Annotated in this window: 16 protein-coding genes and 1 pseudogene; 13 read left to right on the plus strand and 4 right to left on the minus strand. The window is 42.3% G+C overall.

Going from position 1 to position 18,469, the window contains the following annotated elements; translation table 11 throughout:
* Positions 1 to 46: 46 nt before the first annotated feature.
* Together FW759_RS05930 and otsB are read right to left on the minus strand one after the other, a co-directional pair.
* Complete coding sequence (locus tag FW759_RS05930) at positions 47 to 1,693, minus strand: alpha,alpha-trehalose-phosphate synthase (UDP-forming) (RefSeq protein WP_446442425.1); 1,647 nt, start codon at positions 1,691 to 1,693, stop codon at positions 47 to 49.
* A complete protein-coding gene (otsB, locus tag FW759_RS05935; RefSeq protein WP_446442426.1) occupies positions 1,690 to 2,574 on the minus strand; it encodes a trehalose-phosphatase in 885 nt (294 codons plus the stop codon). The genes FW759_RS05930 and otsB overlap by 4 nt, the downstream gene beginning before the upstream one ends.
* Before the next feature lie 416 nt (positions 2,575 to 2,990).
* Between otsB and FW759_RS05940 the strand changes: the two genes are divergently transcribed.
* The 3 genes from FW759_RS05940 to FW759_RS05950 all read left to right on the plus strand — a co-directional run bounded on the left by FW759_RS05940 (position 2,991) and on the right by FW759_RS05950 (position 5,439).
* Positions 2,991 to 3,695 (plus strand): hypothetical protein, encoded by a 705-nt coding sequence (locus FW759_RS05940; RefSeq protein WP_095570333.1) that lies wholly within the window; start codon positions 2,991 to 2,993, stop codon positions 3,693 to 3,695.
* A gap of 250 nt (positions 3,696 to 3,945) precedes the next feature.
* Positions 3,946 to 4,926, plus strand: coding sequence for a 23S rRNA pseudouridine(2604) synthase RluF (gene rluF / locus FW759_RS05945; RefSeq protein WP_446442427.1), 981 nt, complete (start codon positions 3,946 to 3,948; stop codon positions 4,924 to 4,926).
* 75 nt (positions 4,927 to 5,001) lie between these two features.
* On the plus strand, positions 5,002 to 5,439 hold the full coding sequence (locus tag FW759_RS05950; RefSeq protein WP_062844860.1) for an SRPBCC family protein: 438 nt from the start codon (positions 5,002 to 5,004) through the stop codon (positions 5,437 to 5,439).
* Between the two features lie 77 nt (positions 5,440 to 5,516).
* Here the strand turns inward: FW759_RS05950 and FW759_RS05955 are convergent, their stop codons facing one another.
* Both FW759_RS05955 and FW759_RS05960 read right to left on the minus strand, forming a co-directional pair.
* The gene (locus tag FW759_RS05955) at positions 5,517 to 5,840 is read right to left on the minus strand and encodes a DUF1244 domain-containing protein (RefSeq protein WP_062844859.1); all 324 of its coding nucleotides are present in this window, start codon (positions 5,838 to 5,840) and stop codon (positions 5,517 to 5,519) included.
* Positions 5,841 to 7,000: 1,160 nt separating this feature from the next.
* Positions 7,001 to 7,369: a winged helix-turn-helix transcriptional regulator gene (locus FW759_RS05960; RefSeq protein ID WP_446442428.1), complete on the minus strand. Its 369-nt coding sequence runs from the start codon at positions 7,367 to 7,369 to the stop codon at positions 7,001 to 7,003.
* A gap of 101 nt (positions 7,370 to 7,470) precedes the next feature.
* Here FW759_RS05960 and FW759_RS05965 point away from each other — a divergent pair, with 101 nt between their 5' ends.
* From FW759_RS05965 to FW759_RS06010, 10 genes and pseudogenes are all read left to right on the plus strand, one after another.
* Entirely contained in the window at positions 7,471 to 8,217 is a 747-nt protein-coding gene (locus tag FW759_RS05965) for an NADPH-dependent F420 reductase (RefSeq protein ID WP_446442429.1), read from the plus strand.
* A gap of 37 nt (positions 8,218 to 8,254) precedes the next feature.
* Positions 8,255 to 9,001 (plus strand): NADPH-dependent F420 reductase, encoded by a 747-nt coding sequence (locus FW759_RS05970; RefSeq protein WP_446442430.1) that lies wholly within the window; start codon positions 8,255 to 8,257, stop codon positions 8,999 to 9,001.
* 403 nt (positions 9,002 to 9,404) lie between these two features.
* Positions 9,405 to 9,527, plus strand: a pseudogene (locus tag FW759_RS05975) (SEL1-like repeat protein); the annotation flags it as partial.
* Between the two features lie 3 nt (positions 9,528 to 9,530).
* Entirely contained in the window at positions 9,531 to 10,475 is a 945-nt protein-coding gene (locus FW759_RS05980) for a LysR substrate-binding domain-containing protein (protein ID WP_446442431.1), read from the plus strand.
* Positions 10,476 to 10,654: 179 nt separating this feature from the next.
* Positions 10,655 to 11,926 (plus strand): 2-aminoadipate transaminase, encoded by a 1,272-nt coding sequence (locus FW759_RS05985; protein WP_446442432.1) that lies wholly within the window; start codon positions 10,655 to 10,657, stop codon positions 11,924 to 11,926.
* 133 nt (positions 11,927 to 12,059) lie between these two features.
* Positions 12,060 to 13,508, plus strand: a complete 1,449-nt coding sequence (gene hglS, locus FW759_RS05990; protein WP_446442440.1) for a 2-oxoadipate dioxygenase/decarboxylase HglS — start codon at positions 12,060 to 12,062, stop codon at positions 13,506 to 13,508.
* A gap of 125 nt (positions 13,509 to 13,633) precedes the next feature.
* Positions 13,634 to 15,124: an L-piperidine-6-carboxylate dehydrogenase gene (gene amaB / locus FW759_RS05995; protein ID WP_446442433.1), complete on the plus strand. Its 1,491-nt coding sequence runs from the start codon at positions 13,634 to 13,636 to the stop codon at positions 15,122 to 15,124.
* 174 nt (positions 15,125 to 15,298) lie between these two features.
* Positions 15,299 to 16,756 (plus strand): Na+/H+ antiporter NhaC, encoded by a 1,458-nt coding sequence (gene nhaC, locus FW759_RS06000; RefSeq protein ID WP_446442434.1) that lies wholly within the window; start codon positions 15,299 to 15,301, stop codon positions 16,754 to 16,756.
* A 17-nt stretch (positions 16,757 to 16,773) separates the two neighbouring features.
* Positions 16,774 to 18,060, plus strand: a complete 1,287-nt coding sequence (gene amaA / locus FW759_RS06005; protein WP_446442435.1) for an L-pipecolate oxidase — start codon at positions 16,774 to 16,776, stop codon at positions 18,058 to 18,060.
* A 148-nt stretch (positions 18,061 to 18,208) separates the two neighbouring features.
* The coding region (locus FW759_RS06010) for an FAD-binding oxidoreductase (RefSeq protein WP_446442441.1) at positions 18,209 to 18,469 on the plus strand (261 nt) is incomplete at its 3' end.

The following is an 18,469-nucleotide window of genomic DNA, read 5'->3' on the forward strand; positions in this document are numbered from 1 at the left end:
TAATAAATAAGGTTTTATCTCTAGATGTGACACATGACTCTCCTTATTATTCTTGTCGCTCAGGCATTTGGCGTGTCTCTAGGCGCGCGCTAGCCACTTGATGTTCTTTATTACCGTATAAATCGTCTAAAAAATCTTGTTGCCAAGCGTGTAAATTGTCTTGCTGCAATCCATATAGTAATTCTTGATAGCGTTCTTTTCGCTGCATAAGCGGCATTTCTAAAGCCTTTTTTAAACCCTGTATGATGCTTTTAGGTTGGAGCGGATCGATAATAATCGCCGCCTGCATTTGCTCAGCTGCTCCCGCATATTGTGACAGCAATAACACACCAGGATCATTAGGATTTTGAGCCGCAATATATTCTTTGGCAACAAGGTTCATACCATCTTTGAGCGAATTAACCCAACCGATATTGCTATGCCAGAATACCCTCATCAATGTCTCATGGCTCAGTACTTGTTCACTATACGTAATGGCCTGCCAATTCTCTATAAAATTGCTAGCATTACTGTCAGTACTAAAGGTACTACGTGGTGAAGTAGTGGTTTGACATACATCAGGCGAAAACTGCTGATTGATATCCGTCACGGTTTGTTTGACAGTATTGTAAAGGCATTGATAAGTAGGCAAGTCTAAACGGCTAGGGCAGGCAATTTGTATCAGCTTCAACTGATTTTGATACACCGGATAATGCTGTAAAAAATGACTATAGGCTGAAAAACGCTCCAATAAGCCTTTAGAATAATCGATTCTATCGACTGCAATGATTTGTTGCGCAGCAGGTTTGATACGGTTGCGTTTCGGGTTCGGTTTTATAGATTGAATAGATAAATCCATCGTTTGCTGTTGGATTCTTGCTGCGTTTATACCAATTGGATAGGCATTAATCGTCAAACAATGCGTGGGGTATGAGGGTAGATTGAGCATCAACTGTGCGCTTGGCGATCGGGTATCCTTGGTCAAACTTTGGGTCATATAAGATGTATTGATTGGCAAGTCACTCAAAAGACTCGCTTTTAAATAATGTCGAAACACAGTAAGGCAGTTGGTTTTGTTTTGCTGAGTCTGCATACCAAGTACATCGTAATGGGCAAGGTGCTCAATCAGCTCAGCGCTTTGATCAAGCTGTTGCCAAAATTTTAATGGAGCAAAAGGGATATGTAAAAAAAAGCCAATACGATTGCGCATACCCAGCTGTCGGCAATAATAAGCCACACTCAAGAAATGATAGTCATGTATCCAAATCACATCTTCGGGATGGAGAGCCTTTTTTAATTGTCTGGCAAAAAGACGGTTCACACTTTCATAGCCTGCATAATCTTCTGGCGTTTGGCTAATTAAATCGGCTTGCTCGTGTAGTAGCGGCCAAAGTACATTGTTAGCAAAACCGCAGTAAAAATGCCGATATTGTTTGGTGGTAAGGGTTGTTGTTAGGTAAGTGACGGTGGTACTAGCTCCGTTTGTGCCAGTAGTCGCTAAAGCAATATCTTCTCTGATATCAAACTCATGGTCAGTGTAACTACAAAAGTCATCAGTATCGTCTGCCTTATTATCGACAACCTTACCGTTCCAGCCCATCCAAATGACTAAACTTCCTACCAAGACGTCTTGTAAGGCGACCGCAAGCCCACCCGCCATCGGTCCGCTATCAGGCATTTTGACTCGATTGGATAAGACAGCTAAGCGACTCATATACTGTGCCTCATGACATCCTTTGGCAATAAACAATCCGTGTCTATTGACTCAAAATCACCTATATTTTGCTGTTGGAAAAAACTCAAAAAACTCTGAAGTAGCACAGTGACCTCAGTAATATTATTCACATAGTAATGGGCACAGCTTGGCTCGTGGCCGACCTTGATACCCATTCCTCGCGCTGGTTGTTGAGGTTTTTTTAGAGCATTATTTTGACCTTGTATGGCCATAAATCCTGCCTCATCAGTGATATCATCACCAATAAAAATGGGACAAATATCATCGCTGGCTCGTATTTCTTTTAGTAAGGTTAAGATAGCAGTACCTTTATTTACATCTTTTGGTACTGCTTCGCAAACGTACTTACCATGTTTCAATGTCCATTTAGCAGAGTGTTTTATTGTTTCAGACATAATTGTGCAGGCGACATCGGCTAAGGCAGGGTTTTGTCGATAATGTAGGGCGACCGAGTAAGGTTTGGTTTCTATGGCAAAACCGCTGTAAGACATACAGGATTCAATGATAGATTGCCTAATAGCAGTAAGTGCTGCAGAGTCAACATGCAGAGTGCAGGTATCGTTGCTATTTTCGGCGCCATCAAGAGCGATTTCTAGACCATGCGTCGCTGCTATCGGTAAATTGATAGGGGATAGCATTTGTCTCGCTTCAGCAAGGCTTCGCCCGGTTACAATAGCGATTTTGACACCGTAGCCTTGTATTTTTTGTAAAATCGTTAATGTGGTGCTGGGAATAACGCTGTCTTTTGGATCCAGTGTAAAATCTGCAAGCGTGCCATCGATGTCTAAAAACAAATAATAACTTTGCTGATTTGATAAATAATCAGCAAAGTTATTTGGCTGTATATATATGGGTGACATATCCAAACTAACGCTCCTTGCTGAAGTCACATTCAGTCCCTTTGTATGGCATACTGTTTCGTCACTAAGTACCCGTTTATAAAGGAATAACTGATACTTGATAACCACATTAATGAGTTTGCCATAGCCTGAATTAATCTTAGAGGGCAAGAGTGTTTAATTTGGCGTAAGTTCTGTAACTTAGTGAACATCGCATGGACAAAACACCTCCTATCAAGTCTTATTTCGTTGGCAAAACAGAAAGTCTGAAGGGTTCTAAATGTGAATCTACCCGCTTAGAGATATCCAACGACTACTCACTAAATGAGAGAGATTGCCCTTGTCTTTTGATAACGGTATATCCAAAAGTGTCTGAATAAGAGACAATACGTTCATAAATATTTCATAAGCTCATCCATATAAAAAGGCAGTTTTAAATGACCGATAATAACCCATATAATTTTTTACCTTTGGCGGCCACAGGTCGAAACGAGACTAATACAGCCAATACCTATGCACCTGAAGATATGGTCAAAATATATGAGCAGCAATTTCTCATTGAAGTGCCGGAAGACAAGCTGACTGAATTTTTACCAGCGCTAAAAGCGTTTTATGATATTGATAATCATACCTTGGATGTCAGCGCTGTGATTTTTGATGCAATCGCAGACGCAAGTATCATTTACAATCATAAAATCAAAGTAGGTGGCTATCAGCTACTGGGTGGGTTGATAGAGGAGTCGATTGAATATGATGAAGACCATACAGAGGGTGAAGAGACTCAGAATGAAGAGCTACAAGCCTATACGTTAGAATGTCAGCGTACTTTTTTCATTAACGATGTAGAAATACCTTATCATTTCAATCTGTTCATTTATGGCGATGGTTATTCTACGTTGACCAAAAAAGACACCGTGTTAGAAAAAATGTATTGGTTCGTCAGAGCCAGATTCGAAGAGAATCTATTAGAGGATTCTGAAAATCATAATAGCTTAGCGTCTATTAATGCGCAGCTTAATGGCTTAGGTATTCGTGAAATGGATCTGACAACTATGGATGAGATTGTAAGCTACGTAGAAAACAACATCATAGATGACGCCATGGTGGAAGCACTTAACAAGTTATTGGATGATGCGGAATAGTACCGAAAACAAACTGGTAGACGTTTTTCAGTTAAAATGAGTTTTTTGAACCTTTGGCGTCATAAATAAGTACTTTTGAATCCATACTGGTTTATACAATTCTGAATATATTTTTGGTTTTATGCGTATTTCTTCCAAAAATGGGTGCTAAGTTTCCCATGTGATGTGAGCAATCTTGTTGTTAATGATCCATTTAATTTAGGCTTTTTTCTAGCAAAATAAGCTTTTTATAAGGTAGAAACGGTGCTTTATGTTTAACAATCCCACGACTCGTTTAAATAAATACATCAGCGAGAGCGGTATTTGCTCTCGCCGCGATGCTGACCGCTTTATCGAGCAAGGCAATGTCTACATCAACGGCAAGCGCGCTCAAGTAGGCGCGCAAGTGGTTGCTGGAGACGCGGTCAAGGTGAATGGACAGCTTATTGAGCCACGCGAGGCGGATGATTTTGTTTTTATTGCATTGAATAAACCCGTGGGCATTGTCAGCACTACGGAAAGCTCTGAAAAAAATAATATTGTTGATTTTGTGAGACACGAGGTACGTATCTTTCCTATTGGTCGTTTGGATAAAGATTCCCAAGGGTTAATCTTTTTGACCAACAATGGTGATCTGGTAAATAAGGTATTGCGTGCTGGTAATAATCACGAGAAAGAATACTTGGTTACGGTGAATAAGCCGATAACGGACAGTTTTATCAAGGGTTTGGCAGGCGGCGTACCTATGCTTGGCAAGATGACGAAAAAGTGCCCAGTGACTAAGGTGGCGCCTACCGTATTTAATATTACGTTAGTGCAAGGTCTAAACCGTCAAATTCGTCGCATGTGTGAGCATTTTGGTTACGAAGTCGTCAAGCTTGAGCGTACGCGGATTATGAACGTTAGTCTTAAAGGCCTCCCAGTTGGCGATTGGCGAGATCTAACCCCAAAAGAGTTGTCTGTGCTGCTTAAAGCTGTAGAAGATTCTTCTTCGGATGCCAGCAATCCAGGCAAGAAATCTCGTCATGCCCCCCGAAAAAACGCTCAAAATGCCAACTCGTCAAAATCAAAAGGTACTTCAAAACCAAAGGGGGCAGAAAATGGCGGTAGTAAACGTCCCAATGATGGTGCTAAAAAACCAGCGGGTTCTAAAGGGAGTAATGGTCGTCCTTTTGGTAAAAAGACTGGTGGCAATGGCAGACCTACTACAAATGGCAAGCGTCCTGCAAAAGGTCGAGGATCTAAGCGGTAATAAGTTCTTAAAATGTGACTACCTTATGTATCTTTGAAATGGCAGTAAGTTGAATAACTTTAACGAGATAATACTATGTTTAAAATAAAAGTAGAGCGTATTGTCAGAAAACCGATTAATGAGGTATTTGAAGCACTAAGTGACCATGCCAGTTATGGATTATTCAAATCTGTAGGTGTGGCTAAGTTGGTGACTGAAGGTGATGAAGAGCGAAATGGAGTCGGCGCTTTACGAACGGTACAAACTGGAGCCTTTAAAGTATGGGAGCGAATTACTGCGTTTGAGCGTCCTATTCATATGCAATATCAAATCGAAAAAGCTAGGCCTATAAAGATGGAGCACTATAAGGGTATTATTGATTTAAAAGATTTAGGGGATGGAAGCACACACGTGACTTGGATATCTGAAGGCCGATTAGTTGTGCCATTGGTTGGGCGTTTGTTTGATCGTAAAATGCAGAAACAAGGTACAATAGTTTTTAATAGCATGCTCAAGTCTTTAGAAAGCCGCTAAATTAGCGGCAATATTGAGTTTTTTATAGTTTGCTCTGAGTGTCGCTTATAGAGTTTGGGCAACTCTTTTACTCTTAATCAGTCTTTTCTTTTATCAATCTCGTTCTTGGCAGCTTCAATGTTGTTAAAGCGCTCTAATTGCTCTGGTGTTGCTTTTTGTTGATGCTTCTCTTTCCATTCAGAGTAAGGCATACCATAAACAAGCTCGCGTGCATCTTCGTATTCGATTTCAATACCACGTTCTTCACCAGCAGCTTGATACCATTTGGATAAACAGTTACGACAAAAGCCAGCAAGATTCATTAGATCAATATTTTGTGCATCTTTACGCTCGTCTAAATGAGCTAATAAGCGACGAAATGCCGCAGCTTCTAGTTCAATGTTTGATTCTAATTTTGCCATAAGATTTTTCCTAATTATTAATGCGTGTTTGTGGGTGCTCGTTTGTTGTTATATTTGGCACTTTAAGAGGGCTGATAACCTGTTCTCTTATGATTGACTGGTTGTCCGTCTAATAAAGTCCAGTTTACACTAATATAGAAGCTGTAATTGAGCCACTTTAAAACTGAAATGATACTAACGATATAAATATTGCGCAACCTACGTCGATCTATATTCAAAATACTTGGAAAAATTATTAACTAGATAGAGGTGAGTAGTATCACCTCTATCTAGCTGGCAAAAATCACCGTACCATTACAAGCTTTTAAACTAAGTTGAATCACTGTATTTGGCAAAGCATTTTGGTGACTTCTAAAAATTTTTCTATATCTTTTAGATTATGGCAATGGATTGGTGAGACACGGATCGAACCTTTCAAACCAAATGATTCCAATATTCTTGATGAATAGGGGCTTGATAATAAACGTTCAAAAGTCACGACTCCATTTGTTTTTCATGTACGTCATAAAGCATGCTTACATATTGCACATAACCAACCGCCTTTCGCGCGTATTCTGTATCATATTCGACTGAAATTTTACACTCATCACATTCTCCTAATAGCTGATATAGACAAAGTGTGGTTAATGACGTATGTGAAGTTTGAGGGCAGGGCACCGCCATGAAAACGAACCTTTTGTTTGAGTAGTTAGACTTAACTGTATTTAAAAAGATATTTGATAAAACCTCTATAAATCCCAACATCAGACGAAAAAAAGCCTCATTACTTATTAAAGTAGTGAGGCTTTTAGTGCTTTTTCAAGCCATATTTGGAGCGGGAAAAGAGGTTTGAGCTCTCGACACCGCCAAAACATCAATTGCTATAACTGGGTCTGATCTTGAACCAAATAGAGTGCATAGCAAGTAAAAATACTAGTGTCAAAATGATTCCGGCAAAAATTCCACCGATTAGTGTGTAGGCAAGCGCGGCCCAAAATAAGGAATGTGTTAGTGGAATAAACGCGACGATAGCCACCAGCGCTATTAGAATGACTGGACAAGCACGCTGCACAGCAGCCTCAATTGAAGCCTATCTTGTTGTAAAGAAAAGTACAAAGTTCGAACTCGGTTACCTCAATAAGCGTTAACCGTGCGCATTTAAATCATTCTATACATTAACTTTATTCTTCTTGAATCAGTTGCTCACGTCGTAAAAATGCCCAATCGATCAATGCCTCCATTGACGGCCCTAAAGCAATGCCCATTTGAGTCAAATGATACTCAACCTTCGGTGGAACTTGTGGGTAAACCGTTCGCTCTACAATGCCATCTTTCTCAAGTTGCTTAAGTTGTTGGATAAGCATTTTTTGATTTATGTCATCTATACGTCGTTCAAGCTCAGAGAAACGCAGGGGACTTTTTGCTGCGAACAGTTGGCAGATAATTACCATCTTCCATTTCCCCTCTAGGACTCTAAGCGTCTCACTCGTAGCCGCCGCCCAAACAAGTTGTTGTTTTGGATCTTCACAGCGCCAATCTCGTTCACTCATATACTTACCTTTTGGTGTGTACCATACCTTTTGGTAGGTTCTTGTTATTTTGAAGGTTAGAGTATATCTTAATTAGTAAATCAATAGTGAGGTATTCATTCATGAAAATTGGAATTATAGGAACTGGCAGTATTGGTGGAACATTAGCCAGAAAAATTCGAGAGGCAGGACATGAGGTGAGCGTTGCTAACTCTAAAGGGGTTGAGGGTGTCCAATCATTTGCAGACGAAATTGGTGCTCATGCTGTCGATATATACGGCGCCGTTAGTAATATTGATCTGATTATAGTGTCAATCCCATTCTCTGCCATTGCAGATCTTCCTAGTGACTTATTTGATCATGTTTCTCCTGATATTCCAGTGGTCGATACAAACAACTATTATCCTGATATGCGTGACCCTCATATTGCAGAGATAGATCAGGGACAAGTTGAAAGCCTATGGGTTTCAGAACAACTTAAACGTCCTGTCATAAAAGCCTTTAACAACATGCTCGCTTATTCGTTATCTCATAATGGTCTACCTGAAAGCTCTTCAAACCGATTAGCGCTAGCAGTGGCTGGAGACGATGCTTTGTCCAAGAAAAAGGTTATGGATCTTGTTAACGATATTGGTTTTGACCCTGTAGATGCAGGTTCATTGCAAGACTCATGGCGTCAGCAACCTTCAACACCTGATTATTGTTGTGACTGGAACGCACAGGAGATGAAAGAGGCTCTATCAGATGCGGTAAAAGGTGAAGCGCCAAAGAAACGGGACAAACTTCCCGAGTATTTTGCTTCACTAGGAGAACATCCTAGTCATTCAGAGGTTATCGCTCTTAATCGCGCCGTAAATGCACCGAAATAAATTTAGCTATTCATAAATCACACTGGAGAATTCACACATGAAAATTGGAATTATTGGCACTGGCCATATTGGAAAAACATTAGTAATAAGATTAAGTGAAGCGGGTCATCAAGTGAAAGTGGCCAATTCAAGAGGGCCTCAATCGATTGAAGCTGATTTGCTAATAAATGGAGCACAGCCTGCTACGACTGAAGAGGCAATAGCAGATGCTGATGTCGTGATATTGTCAATCCCATTAATGCGGATTCCAGATATCGCGCCTCTCATTAGAAACCTTCCCGCTGAAACAACTGTGGTCGACACTTCAAATTACTATCCTCATCGGGATAATCGAATAGAAAGTATTGATGAGGGTCAAGTTGAAAGTTTGTGGGTGACAGAGGTATTAGGAAGGCCAGTAATCAAAGCATGGAATGCCATTGGCTCTCATTCTTTCGCCGCAAAGTCATCTCCCGCTAATAGCGTTGATCGTATTGCTATTCCTGTTGCTGCCGATAACGAGGAACATAAAGAGATTGGACTGATGCTTATTCAACAGACGGGATTCGATGCAAAATATTCTGGTACACTTGCAGAATCATGGAGACAGCAGCCTGGCTCACCCTCTTATTGTACTGACTTGACTTATGAGGAGCTTGGTCCTGCACTTGCAACGGCAGAAAAAAATCGCCTTCCTAAGAGAAGAGATATAGCTATCGAAGCTATCTTGGAGCGAATGGGTGATAGTAAGACAAATCCTAGTGCTGACTATCTTGTAAGCTTAAACCGTGTCCTATTCATGTAAAATATTACACCATTAATAAAACAAACGCTTTAATAGACATCGAAGAGTCGATACTTGATGGTATTATCAGCCAGTTATTTGAATAGACGTTATGATAAATGGGTTTAGCACCAAAAAAAGTCATCTGTATAGGTGGCTTTTTTTATTGAATAATCGTTTCAGTCAAATGGTGTTCTCAACGAATAATCTTTTATCAGTGAACGAGATACATAACCTTATCTAAAACCAAATTAGCTGCTACTCTCGTTTTTCTTTCTCAGCTATTTTGGTAACGGAAGATGCACAATATAATTTAGACATAATGTAATATGAAGGTAGAGGAGTAGGTCAAGATTATATTCAGGCCAGTGAGTAGTAGACAAAAGCAGCTAACCAAGGCAACTCCAATGAGCAAGCTAATCTCGGTTTGATGTATTTTGAGGGTATAGGTATAAATAAGAATTATGATAAAGCCATTGAATGGTTTCAAAAAGCTGCCGAGCAATACTTACTTTTATACTTTAATTTTTATGACATAAAAGAATGAACTATGAATACTGAGACTAAGACCCCGCTCGCTTTTAGAAGATATCCATCCACTACTGCTCTGCAATGCTTTGAGACGGCGGCTCGGCATTTGAGCTTTACCAATGCAGCGCAAGAGATGCACATGACTCAAAGTGCGATTAGTAAGCAGGTGGCGCAACTAGAAGAGATGTTGAATCTCTCACTTTTTTACCGCACACCGCACCGAATATCTTTAACGCCGGCTGGTAAGACTTACTATCTTGAAGTGTTGGAAATTCTTAAACACATCGAAGCAGCGACGACCAGCTTGATGTCAAACAGCGACAACTCAGAAATACTGAAAATTGCTTCACATCCAACCTTTTGTACACGTTGGCTGATACCGGCGTTAGAGGGGTTTAGCCAAGCCCATCCATTGCTCAACCTAAACATCAAAGAAATGGCTGTGCCGTTTTTTTCTGAGGATCAAAACGTCGATGTTGCTTTTTTATATGGTGATGGGATTTGGGGCGGTATGGAGTCCATAAAATTGTTTGATGAATACAGTGTGGCTGTCTGCCGCCCTGAATATTTGGCAGATAAAGTACCTTGTACAAACAACATAGATAACTGTACCTTATTGCAACTTAGCTCGCGTCCCAGCGCTTGGTATGAGTATTTTAGACAACAAGATATCAGTATCGATGGCACCTTTGTGGGTCCGCGCTTTGATACGTTTCATACTACAATTTCGGCGGCCTTACTAGGCTATGGTATCGCTTTGGTGCCTCTAAGACTGGTGGCGCCAGAGCTGCAAACAGGCGCATTGGTACCAGCATGGCATTATATTGCAAAAGGTAGGGGGGCTTACTACATGTCTTACCCGCTGTCTTTAGGCCATTCGCATAAAATAAAAGTGATCTTGGAGTGGATATCGACCTATCTTGAAACGTCAAATACGTATGAGCAAGGATTGAATTTTACCTGAGTGCCCATTCATAGTGCCGATTAGTTATTAAAAACAAGTTGTTAAAAAAACAAGCTGGCTTTAGGCCAGTTTTTTGTGGCAATGACAAAAAGGAATGGCGTCACAACTATTCTTCGTTTGCTGATAGCGCAAGGTTTTGCTGAAATGAAGCTCTAACTCAAGGAAGACGAGAGACGTTCATGGAACAGCGATACAATGTCACCGATGCTTTTACGATGGTGCATCCTTTGACTTTAACCAAAGGTGACAATGCAAAAGTTTGGGATGATAAAGACCAGTGCTACATCGATTTTGTAGGAGGTATTGGTGTTTTAAACTTTGGTCACTGTCATCCTCATATTGTCAACGCCATTATTACTCAAGCCCAAGTCCTTATTCATTCTGCTTATAACGCTGCGGCTCATCAGCCGTATCAAACCTTTATGCCGCGACTATGCGCGTTCATCCCTATCAAGGATGAACTTTCAGGTATGCTGACCAATTCTGGTGCTGAAGCTACTGAAAACTCCCTAAAAATCGCTCGCATGAAGACAGGCCGCACAGGTGTGATTGCTTTTGATGGCGGTTTTCACGGACGTACGCTCGCTGCCGTCAATCTAAATGGTAAAGTCGCGCCTTATAAGCGCGGGCTTGGGCCATTAGCAAGTAGCGTTTACCACATTCCATTCCCCAGCCCTGATAACGATATCAGCGATCAGCAAGCTATTGATGCTTTAACGCGTCTTTTTGAAGTAGAAACTGACGTTAATAACATTGGCGCCATTATCCTAGAGCCAGTACAAGGCGAAGGTGGATTTCAATTGATGTCAAAAACCTTTGCTCAATATCTGCGTGCTTTTTGCGATGAGCATGACATTTTGCTCATTATGGATGAGATTCAATCTGGTTTTGGGCGTACTGGCACGCCCTTTGCTTTCACGCATTTAGAAATTGAACCCGATATGATCTTATTGGGTAAGAGTATTGCAGGCGGTTTGCCATTGGGCGCAGTGATAGGCCGTGCCAGCGTAGTCGATGGTTTGCCAAAGGGTAGTCTGGGTGGTACGTATTCTGGTAATCCAGTGGCGTGCGCTGCGGCCAATGCAACGCTTGACATCATGCAGGAAGATAAGGTGTGGCAGTCTGCTGACCAGTATGCTAAGACCATCGAAGACACTGTATCTCAGTGGCAACAACAAGCCATTTCCCCATGGTTGTATGGACTCACAGGCGTGGGTGCAATGCGCGGCATCGAGCTGCGTCATCCGACTCACGGCATACATCCAAGTATCATGACCTATGTATTAAAAAAAGCGCGAGAGCAAGGATTGCTATTGATGCCAAGTGGCAAGTATCGACATATCATTCGCTTATTGCCGCCACTCACGATCGAGCCTGAGACCCTAACAGCTGGTCTTAATATTTTAAAAGAAGTGCTTACCTCTATTCCTAATGACGCACCCAATCTATAAATTGCGCGGCGATATGAGCATCAGTACTAACCCTACTAACCCTTACTCATCATATTTATCTTAAGAAGGATAATTGTCTGTGAAAAATACATTTATAAATAGCGACGATATTCGCCATGATTTCTCGGTTTCGATGTCAGAGATGTACCAAAAAGAAGTGCCTTTATATGGCGACCTCATCGATTTAGTGAGCGAGGTAAATACAGAGGTGCTAAACGAGCAGCCCGAAGTGAGACAGCAACTGGAGCATACCGGAGAGATTGATAGGCTCAATCTAGAACGACACGGTGCGATCAGATTGGGCACGGACGCTGAGCTTAATATGATGCGTAGACTCTTTGCTGTGATGGGCATGTATCCAGTTGGTTATTATGATTTAGCCTCTGCAGGTGTACCTGTCCATTCTACGGCGTTTAGAGCAATTAAGCCCCAATCATTGAATAACAGTCCTTTTCGCGTATTCACTTCTTTACTGCGCTTAGATCTCATTGACGATGAGGTATTACAGAAAGAAGCGACAGTCGCTTTAGACAACCGCCGCATATTTACCGACAACGTCATAAGCCTGATTGAACGTTTCGAAACGCAGGGTGGTTTGACAGCTGACGAAGCAAAGCGGTTTGTTCAAGAAGCTTTAGAAACCTTTCGTTGGCATAGGCAAACACCCGTCTCAAAATCGTTATATGAAAAGCTCTTATTACAACATGGCCTTATAGCTGATGTCGTTGGCTTCAAAGGCCCTCACATCAATCATCTTACTCCTAGAACGCTAGATATAGATGCCGTGCAGGCAGGTATGCAAGCAAAGGGTATTCCACCAAAAGCTATCATAGAAGGGCCACCTAAAAGGAGCTGTCCTATCTTATTAAGACAAACGAGTTTTAAGGCATTAGAAGAGGCTGTCAGTTTTAAAAAACCAGAAGGGGATCGTTTAGGCGATGACTGTTCTAAAGATAACTATGAAGACGGACATCATACCGCTCGGTTTGGCGAAATTGAGCAGCGCGGTGTGGCTTTAACCCCCAAAGGTCGCTCGCTCTACGACACATTACTAAGTCAGGCACGTGGACAGTTGGGCGTGACGCCGAGTGCGGCCAATGCGTCAGAATATTATCAGATTTTAGAACAGGCATTTGAAGATTTTCCAGATGACTATCAATCGCTTCATGATGAAGGGTTGGCTTATTTTTATTATCAAGCGGTTGCAAATGAATCAGAGGCGAGCAGGGTAGTATCTGATTTGGATAAAAATGTGTTAGAGGCAAATAGTCCAGATGCCGATTTATCAAAGCAAGCGATTAGCGCTTTAATCAAGCAAGGTGTTATTCGTCTTGAACCCATAGTCTATGAGGACTTTTTGCCCGTTAGTGCTGCAGGGATTTTTCAGTCCAACTTAAATAATAGTCAACAAAGTCATTACGAGGGACGCTCTAACCAACAAGCCTTTGAGACCGCGTTGGGCGCTCGTGTTTATGATGAGCTTAAGCTATACCAATCGATGCAAGCTCAAAGCCTTAAAGCATGCCTATTACAGTTGAACGACATCTCTCAAACTGGCAAAGCTCAAAGCAAAAGTGCTTAAAAATAGATATAAATAAACAGCATTCCAAAAAGGAATGACACTAAGAAATTAAGTGTTTTGCAACTTGGCTTTTTGCAAGGTAACTTAAGAAGTCTCTCAAGGAACTACAAACAAAAGGATTGATTATGATCAAGCAATATATGTCTGCCATGGGTGTCAAAGAAGAACAATATCAAAACGGCGACTTTGAAGTGAACAGCCCGATTGATGGCGCTGTTATTGGCAACATTACCTTGGATAGTATTGATGAGGTAAATACCAAAATTGCCAATGCAAAAAAAGCATTCAAAGCATGGCGTACCGTTCCTGCTCCAAGGCGTGGTGAGCTTATTCGTCTGCTCGGTGAAGTATTGCGTGAGCACAAAGAAGACTTAGGCATGCTTGTATCGTTTGAAGCAGGCAAGATTAAAGAAGAAGGTCTTGGCGAAGTACAAGAAATGATCGATATCTGCGACTTTGCCGTCGGGGTATCACGTCAGCTATATGGTCTGACCATTGCGTCAGAGCGTCCTGGTCATCATATGCGTGAGACGTGGCATCCGCTTGGCGTGATTGGCGTCATTTCTGCTTTTAACTTCCCAGTCGCAGTTTGGTCTTGGAATACAGCACTTGCCATCGTTTGTGGTAATCCTGTCATTTGGAAGCCGTCAGAAAAAACACCTCTAGTGGCTTTAGCCTGTCAGGCCATGTTTGAAAAAGCCCTCGCTAAGTTTGGTGATGCACCAGAGCATTTATCTCAAGTGATACTGGGTAAGATAGACATCGGTAATGCCTTAGTTGAAAACAAAGACGTAGCGCTGATTAGTGCGACTGGTAGTACGCGCATGGGCAGAATTGTCGGACCAAAAGTTGCAGATCGCTTTGGTAAATGCTTGCTTGAGCTTGGTGGTAATAACGCCATGATCTTGGCGCCAAGTGCTGATTTGGATCTTGCATTACGTGGGATTTTATTTTCAGCAGTCGGTACAGCAGGTCAGCGTTGCACGACACTACGCCGCTTATTTGTACATGAGTCTGTCAAAGACGATATCTTGTCTCGCATTAAATCTGCTTATAAAACCGTCTCTATCGGTCACCCATTAGAAGGTAATTTGGTCGGTCCACTGATTGATGAAGACAGTTTTAACAACATGCAAGAAGCCTTGAAACAGGCAAGAGAAGCGGGTGGTAAGATTACAGGCGGTGAGCGTGTACTGGAAGATAAGTATCCCAATGCATACTATGTGACGCCTGCCATTGTAGAGTTTGATGAGCAAAATGACGTTGCTAGGAGCGAGACTTTTGCGCCGATCTTATATGTGATGTCTTACCAAGAATTTGATGATGCGATTGAGATGCAAAATGATGTGCCTCAAGGCTTATCGTCATGCATATTTACCAATGATTTGCGTGAGGCTGAAACTTTCTTGAGCAATCGCGGTAGTGACTGCGGTATTGCTAACGTCAATATCGGTACGAGTGGTGCGGAAATTGGTGGCGCGTTTGGCGGTGAGAAAGAAACGGGCGGCGGCCGTGAGTCAGGGTCGGATGCATGGAAGGCCTATATGCGCCGTCAAACCAATACCATCAACTACTCAAAAGAGTTACCACTAGCGCAAGGTATCAGTTTCGGTTAATAGAAAGCGCCATGTACTTTTATTTTGTTTGACTACTCATTGATTAACAGGTTGCTAGGTGTACTTCATTTATGCCTAGGAACCTATAAGAGTTACTTTGTTTTTTGAAAGCATTAAGCAACTATGGACGACGTTGCAATTATATTGATTACTACTAAGGAAGGTAGAGCTCTCATGATCGATGACAAACCGCATGACCCCGCAAGTGATGGCTATGGTCCATCTTCTAGCTTCTTACTAGATATTGCTCCCCTCGTACTGACTGCCATGATCCTCATGGTACAGTTTTTCGTTTTCAAAGACTTTACACCTCATATACCTTTGGCTTGCGGTATCTTGATTACTGGCTTGTTTATGAAGCTGCGTGGCCGTGACTGGCAAGGGATGGAAGATCGGTTTTTAAAGGTCATAAAAATTGGTTTGCCGGCCATGATAATCCTAATGGGAGTGGGTATGCTCATCGGTTCATGGATTATTGCCGGGACAGTGCCGACGATTCTTTATTATGGCTTTAGTATTTTTTCTCCTTCCTCTTTTTTATTCTCCGTCTGTATTATTTGCGCCATTATTTCTGTTGCTACAGGTACCTCGTGGGGCACCGTTGGTACGGTCGGTCTTGCGATGATGGGTATCGGAATGGGACTTGGTATTCCTGCACACTTTACCGGTGGCGCTATCGTCTCTGGTGCTTTTTTTGGGGACAAGATGTCGCCATTGTCAGACACCACGAACCTCACTCCGGCAGCGGCGGGTGTTGATCTTTGGGATCATATTAAAGGAATGTTACCGACGACAGTGCCAGCCATGGTTACCGCTTTAGCAATCTATGCGTGGATTGGGATGGGATACGGTGATGACAATATTGACTTGTCTTCTATCCAAGCCTTACAGACTAACCTAGCTAATAATTACAATTTGGGTGTAATTACGTTACTACCTGCGCTCGTGGTTGTGGCTGCTGCTGTCATGAAAATGCCGGCGATACCGACTGTGTTGGGCGGCGTCATAGTGGCATCATTTATTGCCTTTTTTATGCAAGGCGTTGGGGTAAGTGAGATTTTTAGCGTTTTACAAAATGGATTTGTCAGCGAAACAGGCTTTGAGGTTGTCGATAAACTGCTATCAAAAGGCGGTGTTATGTCAATGACATGGGTCATTACCTTGACTATCTTTGCACTCGGTTTTGTCGGTTCGCTTGAGCATTACGGCACACTGAAAGCCATTATGGCAAAAATAGACAAGGCGGTGAAATCGCGCATCGGTTTGATTCTCACAACGTATGCCAGTGTCCTTGGTGTGGGTACTCTCATCGGAGATGTGTATACCACATTGGTATTGCCAGGCCGTTTATTAAAAGACAAATACAAAGAGATGGGCTACAAACGTACGACCTTAACACGCTCTATTGAAGATACCGGTACGTTGTTATCGCCGCTTATCCCATGGAACATGGGTGGTAGCTTTGTCGCAGCGACCCTTGGTATCGCCACACTGACTTATGCACCGTTTGCTTTTGCATGCTGGCTGTCTCCTTTATTTGGTTTGCTATGGGCGTTCCTCAATAAGTTTATACCGCGTGAAGAGCCTACGGTAAAAAATGTCGATACCACTTCCACCGTCAATGAAGCCTGATATAAAAGGAGTATGATATGTTGCAAGAGCAATGTTTGTGGAACGTGACGGCACCTAGTATCGACGACTACAGTCAGATACGTCATGACACTGAAGCGACCATCTGCATTATTGGAGGCGGCTATACAGGGTTATCGGCTGCGATTCATCTTGCTGAAAAAGGCGTTAACGTGATTTTGCTAGAGAGTCAAGCTATCGGTAGTGGTGGCTCAGGAAAAAGCGTAGGACTTGTTAATGCAGGAACGTGGGCGTGCCCTGATGATTTGAATATTGCTCTAGGTGACACTGCAGGAGAATGTTTGACCAAAGCGCTTGGACAAGCACCAAGCTTAGTATTTGATTTGATTGAACGCTATGGCATCGACGCACAAGCGACGCGTGCTGGAAACATTCATATGGCACACAACGCTAAAGGTGAGGAAGATGTCGATATCAGATATGAGCAATTGACCCGTCGTGGGGCGCATGTTGAAGTATTAACTGGAAGTAAATGTCATGAGTATTGTGGCACCACAAGTATTAACAAAGCATTATTGGATCATCGAGCTGGCACCTTAAATCCCTTGGCTTATGCCAGAGGCTTGGCTAAAGTAGCGACGGCTCTTGGCGTAACTATCTACGAACACTCAGCTGTTGAAGTTTTAGAAAAAGCAGACGGGCATTGGTATACAAAGACCGCTACAGCTCATGTGAAATCTGAGCGTGTCATTATTGCCACCAATGCCTATACCGAAGGTGAATGGGCAGAAATTACCAAGACGTTTTACTTAGTGGATTACTATCAGATTGCCTCTGAGCCATTGAGCGGGGAGGTTGCAGACCGTATCTTGCCTTATAAAACAGGCGCATGGGACACGCGTTTAGCGCTATCAAGCTTTCGCCGTGATGACGATGGTCGTTTACTACTCGGAACGGTCGGTGGAAGACAGTTTAAACCAAAAACCTTCTATCAAACGTGGGCAAATACGGTGCAAAAAAGCTACTATCCTGACTTACCAGCGTTTAAATGGCAGTATGAATGGTGTGGTAGCTTCGGTTTCACACAAGATCATATCTTTCGAGTGATGGAGCCTGATGAAGGTTTGCTCACAGCGACAGCTTATAACGGGCGCGGAATCACGACAGGTACATTGATGGGTAAGTGCTTTGCCGATTATATATTAACAGGCGATAGAAACAGCATTCCACTGCCTTTTAAAACGTTAGAAGAAGTAAAGGTTGCTTTTGGAGGTATCAAGTCGGGCTTTACGGAGTTAGGTCTGACCTTATATCACGCTGGACAATGCTTAAAGATTATTAGATAAATTGCTTGTCTCTACCGTCGTGAGTTGCATCAATCATTACTGAAATAAATACCAATTAAGCGATATTTGCTGATGGTGCAACTTATTTTATTTATCAAGCTAAGGAATACACTCAGTGAGTAATGTTATCAACCAGCCAAAGGCCACGATTGACACAATTATTGAAGCCCTACTACAGCACTATGAGTTCGACCCCTCCCAAATAAAGACCGATGCTGAGAGCCTAGAGCACTGGGGTAAAGACTGGACCAAGCACTTCACGCCCAACGCCGCAGCCATCGTCTTTCCAAAAACTACTGAGCAAGTACAAACTGTAGTGTTACTTGCCAATGAACACAACGTCGTGCTAACCCCAAGTGGCGGTCGTACTGGACTCTCAGCGGGCGCAGTCGCCGCCAATGGTGAGATT

The organism is Psychrobacter sp. 1176_08 (assembly GCF_052850615.1).

Coding starts and splice junctions, on each gene's coding strand:
- FW759_RS05980 (WP_446442431.1), top strand. CDS start 9,531: ATGAATACTGAGACTAAGACCCCGCTCGCTTTTAGAAGATATCCATCC.
- FW759_RS05965 (WP_446442429.1), top strand. CDS start 7,471: ATGAAAATTGGAATTATAGGAACTGGCAGTATTGGTGGAACATTAGCC.
- FW759_RS05950 (WP_062844860.1), top strand. CDS start 5,002: ATGTTTAAAATAAAAGTAGAGCGTATTGTCAGAAAACCGATTAATGAG.
- rluF (WP_446442427.1), top strand. CDS start 3,946: ATGTTTAACAATCCCACGACTCGTTTAAATAAATACATCAGCGAGAGC.
- FW759_RS05930 (WP_446442425.1), bottom strand. CDS start 1,693: ATGAGTCGCTTAGCTGTCTTATCCAATCGAGTCAAAATGCCTGATAGC.
- FW759_RS05940 (WP_095570333.1), top strand. CDS start 2,991: ATGACCGATAATAACCCATATAATTTTTTACCTTTGGCGGCCACAGGT.
- FW759_RS05985 (WP_446442432.1), top strand. CDS start 10,655: ATGGAACAGCGATACAATGTCACCGATGCTTTTACGATGGTGCATCCT.
- hglS (WP_446442440.1), top strand. CDS start 12,060: ATGTCAGAGATGTACCAAAAAGAAGTGCCTTTATATGGCGACCTCATC.
- otsB (WP_446442426.1), bottom strand. CDS start 2,574: ATGTCACCCATATATATACAGCCAAATAACTTTGCTGATTATTTATCA.
- FW759_RS05955 (WP_062844859.1), bottom strand. CDS start 5,840: ATGGCAAAATTAGAATCAAACATTGAACTAGAAGCTGCGGCATTTCGT.
- amaA (WP_446442435.1), top strand. CDS start 16,774: ATGTTGCAAGAGCAATGTTTGTGGAACGTGACGGCACCTAGTATCGAC.
- FW759_RS05960 (WP_446442428.1), bottom strand. CDS start 7,369: ATGAGTGAACGAGATTGGCGCTGTGAAGATCCAAAACAACAACTTGTT.
- amaB (WP_446442433.1), top strand. CDS start 13,634: ATGATCAAGCAATATATGTCTGCCATGGGTGTCAAAGAAGAACAATAT.
- FW759_RS05970 (WP_446442430.1), top strand. CDS start 8,255: ATGAAAATTGGAATTATTGGCACTGGCCATATTGGAAAAACATTAGTA.
- nhaC (WP_446442434.1), top strand. CDS start 15,299: ATGATCGATGACAAACCGCATGACCCCGCAAGTGATGGCTATGGTCCA.